Below are 6,934 nucleotides of genomic sequence, written 5' to 3' on the forward strand. Positions count from 1 at the left end.
GCCGACCATGGCAACCACACGCCACGAAATGATCTCTTTCCCAACACTTACTTAGGGGCATCGGGTCCCGAGCGCCGCTGGTGGCCGCATACGCCGCGCAAGGGCGGGGGTGGGGCGGGTCCATGATTGTGCCGGGCGGGGGACGATCATCCGGTCGGGACGCACCGCTGTGCGGTGTCTGGTGGTGGCCCAGGCGGGGCGCTAATCGGGGTGGTCCGGGGGCTGCAGGCTTTACAGGCCGTAGCGCCGTGCCTGGTCGAGGGCTTGGGCGGCGGTGGAGGCGCCGAGTTTGGCGTAGAGGCTGCGCAGTTGTCCTTTGATGGTGTTCTCGGATCGGAACGTGGTGGTGGCCATCTGGTGTCGGGTCTGGCCTTCGCGCAGCAGGTGCAGCACTTGCCGTTCGCGTGGGGTCAGGGCCGGGGGTTCGTCTGGGCCATCCAGGGTGCGGGCGTGGGCGTGGAGTCGGGCCGCATCGGTGTCGTTGATCATTCCCAGACGCCGGAACACGGGGGTCCAGCCCAGAGCGTGGAACCCGGCCAGGTCGGCGAGTTCCCCGCCGTCGGCGTGGATGGCGGCGAGTTGGTGTAGGACCGTGTCCGGTGCGGTGGACGGGGTGGCACCGGTGCGGGCCAGCACGTCGATCATCATCGCGAGGCTGCGGTGCCGTGGGATGGTGCGTTCGGGCAGGGGCAGGGCGCGTAGGGCCCCATCGGGGTCTCCGGCGCGTAGGCAGCGCAGGGCCTCCAGGTTGGCCAGCAGCTGACTGTGTTCCCAGCCGGGCACCGGGCCGGTGTGGCCGGTGCCGAACCGCACGGCGTGCAGGGCCTCGGTGAGCAGGCGCTCGGACAGGGCAGCGTGATGGGCGTGTGGGCGGTCGCGCCGCCAGTCAAGGATGCGGTGCTCGGCCTGCATGGTCTGGTCCCGGTAGCCCCACCACAGGGCCAGGAGAAAGGCGTGGGCTGCCCAGAACTCGTCTCGGTCCGGGGCGGCAGGCAACCGCGGCAGGATGGTGCGGACCGCCTCGTGATCCAGTTCGGTGAACGCCACGTGCGCCCGGGCCAACTCCAGGGTCCGTTCGGCCGTCGAGGCCTCCCGGTCGTTCCGGGCCAGTGGTTCTTCGGCCCAGCCGATCCACCGCCTGGCCCGGCCCGTGTCGTAGAGGTGGGCGGTCACCAGGGCCAGTTGGGCCGCGGCGTCGGCCTGCAGTGCGGGCGCCCCGGCCTGCGTGGCCCAGAAGTAGGCCTGCTCGTAGGCCGCTTGTGCGTCCTGCAGCCGGTCGGCCAGGTGCAGGCTGATGCCGGCCTGGAGTTCGCTCACCCCGGCCAGCAGGGGCCGGATCCGGTGGGTGGTCAGTGCCGCGGCCAGCGCGCGACGCAGCCGGACGGCGGCGCGTGCTGAGGCGGTGAAATGTCCGGCGGTGCGCAGATACCCGACCTCGATCAGTCCCAGGACCAGCGCGCGGTGGTCCGGATCGCGGGACAACCGGGTGGTCGCGGCGCGGAAGCGTTGACCGGTTTTATCGCGCGCAAGGTCTGGTTCCACGGCGGGCCAGCGTTTCTGGCCCTGACCGTGCACGACGGTGGTCAACAGCTGCGAGACTACGGCGCTGACATCCATGCCCCCGATGACCAAGCGGGGTAGCTCGGCCGTGAGCCGGGCCAGTGCGGGCCGGTCGGTGTAATACAGCTCGGCCCAGTGCTCCAGGATCAGGTCGGTGGCGCGGTCCCAGGCCCGGCCGTGCAGCGCGGCCTTGATAGCGGTTTCGATCCTGCCGGCCGCGGCCAGCGCGTCCACCGCAGCCGCCCTTGCCACCGTCACCCCTGGTTCCCGGGCCTGACGCACGGACTCGGCCAACACCTGCCGGATCAAGGTGGGCATGCACCAGGGCCCGTGCCGGCTGGGCACCACCAGCCCGAGCTGGACCAACTGCTCCAGGGTGGGTCCCGGGTCGGTCCGGTGGGGGTGGAAGGCCGCCAGGACCTGCTCGGTGTACTCCGGTAGGAACGCAGCCTGGGCGATCAGTCCCTGTGGATCAATGCCTGCCAACCATTGCAGCAACGGGGAGAGGATCGCTCGTCGGGACGCGCCGGTGGCCAGCGGGTTCGCGCACAGGACCCGTGTCGGCCCCAGCCACCCGCCGGTTGCGGCGTGGACCGCCTCCGGCGACACCGGTGGCCCCGGGCGCGCGTGAGAGAATTCCCCCCGCGCCGCGGACCGGGGGGACACCCCCAGCGGCGGTGCCCAGCCGGCGGCGAGGTCCTGGATCTCGGTCACGGTCAGTAACAGGTCCTCGACTCCGGCCACCCGGGCCGGCAACGCCCCGGCCAGGCGAGAAACGGGCAGGTCATGGCCCCCCAGGACGGCGATCCGGCCGGCCCCGGGGCCCTCCAGCAGGGCGCCCAGGTGATCGATGAATGCGTCCGGGTCCCGGACGGCACCGGTCCCATCCAGCACTCGGGCCCCTAAGCTCTGCTGCGCTGACGACCTCCCCGGTTCGGGCCGTGTGCCGGCGGTGACCCACCCGGCCGCAAACCAACCGGCACCCACCCCCCGCGGCGCCTGCAGGAGCAACAACCTCTCCCCGGTCTCGGGGCCGTCCAGGAACCGCGCCAGCGCCGGGTGCGGTGTTCCCCTGGGGCCGGCCCCGGGTGCTGGCCGCCGGGCAGGGGCAAGACGGCCCGGCCGGCCGGCCGGTGGTGAACCGGCGGAATCACTCACGGACACGGTGCCTCCTACGCTCAACGGATCATCGGCCCTGTAACCGGCACCATACGAGAGCCCCGCCGGTCATGGCAGGCTCGCTCGCCCGCGCCGATCTCGGGCACCGCGCCCGGACCGCAGAAGCACCAGCTACTCTCGTGCCGGAACCACCTTCCGCTGTCGAGACAACCGCACCGGTACGGGAGCCGGTCACGCCGCCGCCCCGGAGCTGGGCCCTGTGGTGGTGAACACGCTGACCGTGGTCATCTGGTGGGTGTTCGGGGCCAGGTCGTAGACGTCCACGCGCTCCGGGTGCCACCCGTGGTGGTGAAGCTGGTACATGTCACGGGCCAGGGAGGCGGGGTCGGAACAGATGTGCACAATTCTGTCGGGGTTCAGCCGCAGAAGCTGGTCAAGGACGGCGGGTCCGGCACCGGCGAAGAGGGAGTTCAGGACCACGGTATTGACCTTGCGGTCTGCGAGTCGTCCACTGGTGTCCCTGACCCGCGACTCGTGCGGCCAGCCGGCCAACACCGGTTCGACGGCACTGTTGACGACGACCGCCTGGGACAGGTCGGACAGGTTGTCCCGGGCGTCCTGGCTGGCCCGGCCGTCTGGTTCGATCGCCACGACCACCCCCTGCTCGCCGACGGCCTGGGCCAGGAAGGCCGAGAACAGACCCGGCCCGGCATGCAGGTCGACCACCACGTCACCGGGCTGAGGACGAGCTGCGGCCAACACGGTCTCGACCAGGATGGTCGGGGCGTCGCGGTGGACGGGCCAGTGTCCGGTGCCGCTGAGCCGAAAGTCCCGGGCCCCGTAGCGGGCGGAGCTGACCTGGTCATGGATCGTGGGCCCTCCGCGCAGGACGGCGACCAGCGGGGGCCGGCCGGGACCCGAGGGTGGGGTGGTCACCACGATCGAGACGTGGTTCGGGGTGCCGGACAGCTGGTCTCGCCAGTACTTCATGCGGGCCCGCAGGGCCCGCGGCGTGCCAGCGATGTGTCGGGTGGGATGGATGTTGATCAATGTTCCGGCCCCGTGGGCAGCGGTGGCGAGTTCGATACCTGCGGCCCCGGAGAAGTCCACCTCCCATAGGCGCAGCTCGTCGCAGCCGGGCAGGGCCGGCGGGATATTGCGCACCGGCACGGTGCCGGGTCCACGGTGGACCGGAAAGGAGACCCGGCCGGCCGGGGAGAGCACCAGCGTGATGCGGGTGCGCCAGTGCATTCCGACGGGTTCATCGGCCGCGACGCCGGCGACGTGGACGTGGATTTGCCCGGCCGGCGGGCCCCCGGCCCGGGCCAGGGTGTCTCGGAAGACCTGGGTCTTGAGCCGGCGTTGATGCTCCAGGGTGATGTGGCCGTACTCTGCCCCGGCGACCGGGCGCCGGCCGACCGGGTAGGACCGCAGCGGGTCGGCCAGTTTCCACGGGTGGGCCCGGCGGAACTCCGAGGCCCGCAGCACCTGCACGGTGTCTGCCCAGTACACACCGGGCGCCGGGCCGGCCTCGGTCACCCGGGCCACCACGGTCTCGCCCGGGATCGCGTGCCGGACAAACACCACCTGTCCCTGGTGCTGGGCCACGCAGTGACCCCCGGGCACCATCGGACCGGCCCTCAACGTCCACAGCACCGGGACCGAGGCCTCGGGCCCGACCGAAGCCGTCCTGCTCTGCGGTGGTGATGGGGTGGAGGTGGTCATCTTATGTGGTCCTGTTCTTCTGCGCAGGTTCTTGGGTGGCCCGTTCATCACCCCGTAAGTCGGTGAGGGGGTGTCCGGGTGTGATCCACCGGTCGAGTCCTGGTGCGGCCGGGGCGGGTGGATATGTGTGGCCTCTGGTGCGGTGCCTCATGCTGGGGAGGCCCCTCTGGCTTGGGCGGCGGCGCGTTGGCTGAGTTCTGGCAACACCGCGGGTAGGTGCTCGGCGCACCACTGGAACACGGCCGAGGGGTGCACGACCCCGATGGCCTCGTTGCCGTTGAACACCAGCAACGGTCGGATTGGCCCGTGACGGTAGTGCCAGACCACACCCTCCACCGGATGCTCCGGCCGCACCCAGGCCTGGTCCGGTCCGCCCAGGTCGAACCAGCGCCTGTCCAGCCACCGGCCGGCCTGCTGCCGCCCGAAGCGCTCAATATCGGTCGCCACGATGACCCCCACCGCCCGTCCAGCGGCGTCCACTAGCACCACCGTGTCTGCCGGACCGGATAGGCGGACGGCGACCTCGGCCACGAGATCACCCTCGTAGGCCGTCACTCCCAGTGGGGACATCAGGTCCCGGACCGTGGTCCTGTCGGGGTGCGCTTCTCTACCAAAACCGGTCGATAGCTGCTCAAGCTGCTCAGGCACGTCACAGACCCCCTTCGGACAGGCCACCGTCGATCGAGACCGGCACATGCCCCAGACTCAGATCCTCCACCCCGAGGTCCTGAACGTTCGTGCCTGCCGGCGGGGCAGTGCAATACCGAGGGCGGGTGGGGGTATGGACGCCGATCACCGGGGCAACCTCGAGCAGTTCCTGCCCCGGCACTGCCCGGGCACGTTCCAGGGCGGCGAGGTGCCGGGCCAGGGCGCTCCAGGCACCCGGTTCCAGATGATCCAGATCGACCAGGTTGACAGTAAGGCTGGGACACCCCTTCAGGCAGACCGCCCGGTCCAACAGCTTGAGCAACCTCGCGTGGTTGGCCCGGGTCAGACAACCCGCGGCGTCGAGCCGGATCGGCCCGGGCAACGTCTCGGCCCGCAACCCTATCCGCAGTGCATGCTCCACAACCCCCTCCTCACCGGTGGTATCCGCAGCATCCTGCGGAACTCGACCCCGAGTTCCCGCCCCCGCATCGCCGCCGCCATTCCGTCCTGCCAAACGGCCGGCCGACACGGGAGGATGTTCAGTGGGATATCCCGCGTCGACCGGACGCCCCACCCCGACCGTAGCCAAAACCGGCATACTCGGCGCAAGTATGCCTCCTACCCCACTTCCACTCCCGGGATCCGGACGCCCCGCGTGCAGAATGGCTACATGCTCGGCCTTCGCGACAAACACCCCAGGTCAGAGCCGCCACGTAGAGAACGAGTATTGACAAAACGAGAAGGTATCTGACCATTCGCGGGACCGAGGGATGCGCCGTAGACACAGGCATTCCTACTGTCTTAGGGCCCGACAGTTCTCCGAGACGACAGCAACCCCCGAAGCTCACGCCCAAAAATGCCCGTCAAGTGCTCCGGAACCCCCTCGAGGCACATGATCGAGCTAGCCCGCGCGAACCAGTCGGCCGGGTATTCCCGATCAAACGCACGGCGTACGACACCGGGTTGTTCGAACTTAGCGGCGCTTGACCGAGCCAACCCGGGCCAACCAGTAGACCCAGTCGGTCAGGGTGGGCGGATCGGGGGCTTCAGCCGGCTCGCAGGTGGTGGTCGGCGAGGAACGTGCGGGCGCGGCCGATCCGGCGGTCGGTGGAGTACACGGACCATAGTTCGGCCAGGTCCTCGGCGTGGACGAGGTCGCGGAACCGGCCGAAGGCACCCTGGCCCTGGATGGCCTGCTCCAGCCGGACGCGCAGAGTGTGATCGTGCTGCCGGCCGGCGAAGGCGGCCATGTCCGCCCAGCCCTGCCGTGAACCGGCCGGGTCGATCCGGAGCCACCGGTCCGGGTCCTCCTCGACGTCGATGGCGGCGTCCTGGCCGACGATGGCCGGGTCGGTGTCCTCGTCGGTGTACACCTGACCGGTGCGCACCTCGAGCCAGCCCCCAGTCGAGGTCCCGGGATCGGTTTCGAGGACGGCGGCGAGCGTCTCCAGATCCACCGGCAGCACGGGCTCGGCCGGCGGCTGACGGCGTAGTGCGGTCAGCAGGTCCTCGGCCAGCACCGTATCGCCGGGCCCGTCCCGGCCGGTGAGCCGGTTGATCACCGATAGGGCCACCGGTTCGGCCTGGCCGCGGCGTTGGGCCAGGGCCATCGGGATCCCGGCTCCGACCTGCTGCAGCGCCTCATCGATGTCGCGTCCGGCTACCGCGGCCAAGAAGCCATCCGCATCCGATCTGGCGATGGCACTGCGCACCGCGGTGAGATCCAGCGCGGGGACCTGCGTCCGGCCCGGCCAGGCATGCAACCGCATGGGGTGCGGCTGACTCGGTCGGCGCGGGACCCGCCCTTCCCCGTCGTCCTGGGCCCACCGGCGCCCGTACTGGTCCGGGATGGTGCCCCAGCCGAAGTACGGCAAAGGCACCG

The 6,934-nt window shown here is 70.5% G+C and carries 5 protein-coding genes; all 5 read right to left on the bottom strand.

Going from position 1 to position 6,934, the window contains the following annotated elements; translation table 11 throughout:
- Window positions 1-231 precede the first annotated feature (231 nt).
- Complete coding sequence (locus tag Q0283_RS02040; protein WP_298042405.1) at window positions 232-2,454, bottom strand: LuxR C-terminal-related transcriptional regulator; 2,223 nt, start codon at window positions 2,452-2,454, stop codon at window positions 232-234.
- A 456-nt stretch (window positions 2,455-2,910) separates the two neighbouring features.
- Window positions 2,911-4,404: a class I SAM-dependent RNA methyltransferase gene (locus Q0283_RS02045; protein WP_298042409.1), complete on the bottom strand. Its 1,494-nt coding sequence runs from the start codon at window positions 4,402-4,404 to the stop codon at window positions 2,911-2,913.
- 147 nt (window positions 4,405-4,551) lie between these two features.
- Window positions 4,552-5,052, bottom strand: a complete 501-nt coding sequence (locus Q0283_RS02050) for a hypothetical protein (RefSeq protein ID WP_298042410.1) — start codon at window positions 5,050-5,052, stop codon at window positions 4,552-4,554.
- A gap of 1 nt (window position 5,053) precedes the next feature.
- Complete coding sequence (locus Q0283_RS02055) at window positions 5,054-5,473, bottom strand: hypothetical protein (protein WP_298042412.1); 420 nt, start codon at window positions 5,471-5,473, stop codon at window positions 5,054-5,056.
- A 625-nt stretch (window positions 5,474-6,098) separates the two neighbouring features.
- The coding region (locus Q0283_RS02060) for a UPF0158 family protein (RefSeq protein ID WP_298042416.1) at window positions 6,099-6,934 on the bottom strand (836 nt) is incomplete at its 5' end.

The sequence above is a fragment of the uncultured Citricoccus sp. genome, from assembly GCF_937871995.1.
In the GTDB taxonomy this organism is placed as follows: Bacteria; Actinomycetota; Actinomycetes; order Actinomycetales; family Micrococcaceae; genus Citricoccus.

Coding starts and splice junctions, on each gene's coding strand:
- Q0283_RS02045 (WP_298042409.1), bottom strand. CDS start 4,404: ATGACCACCTCCACCCCATCACCACCGCAGAGCAGGACGGCTTCGGTC.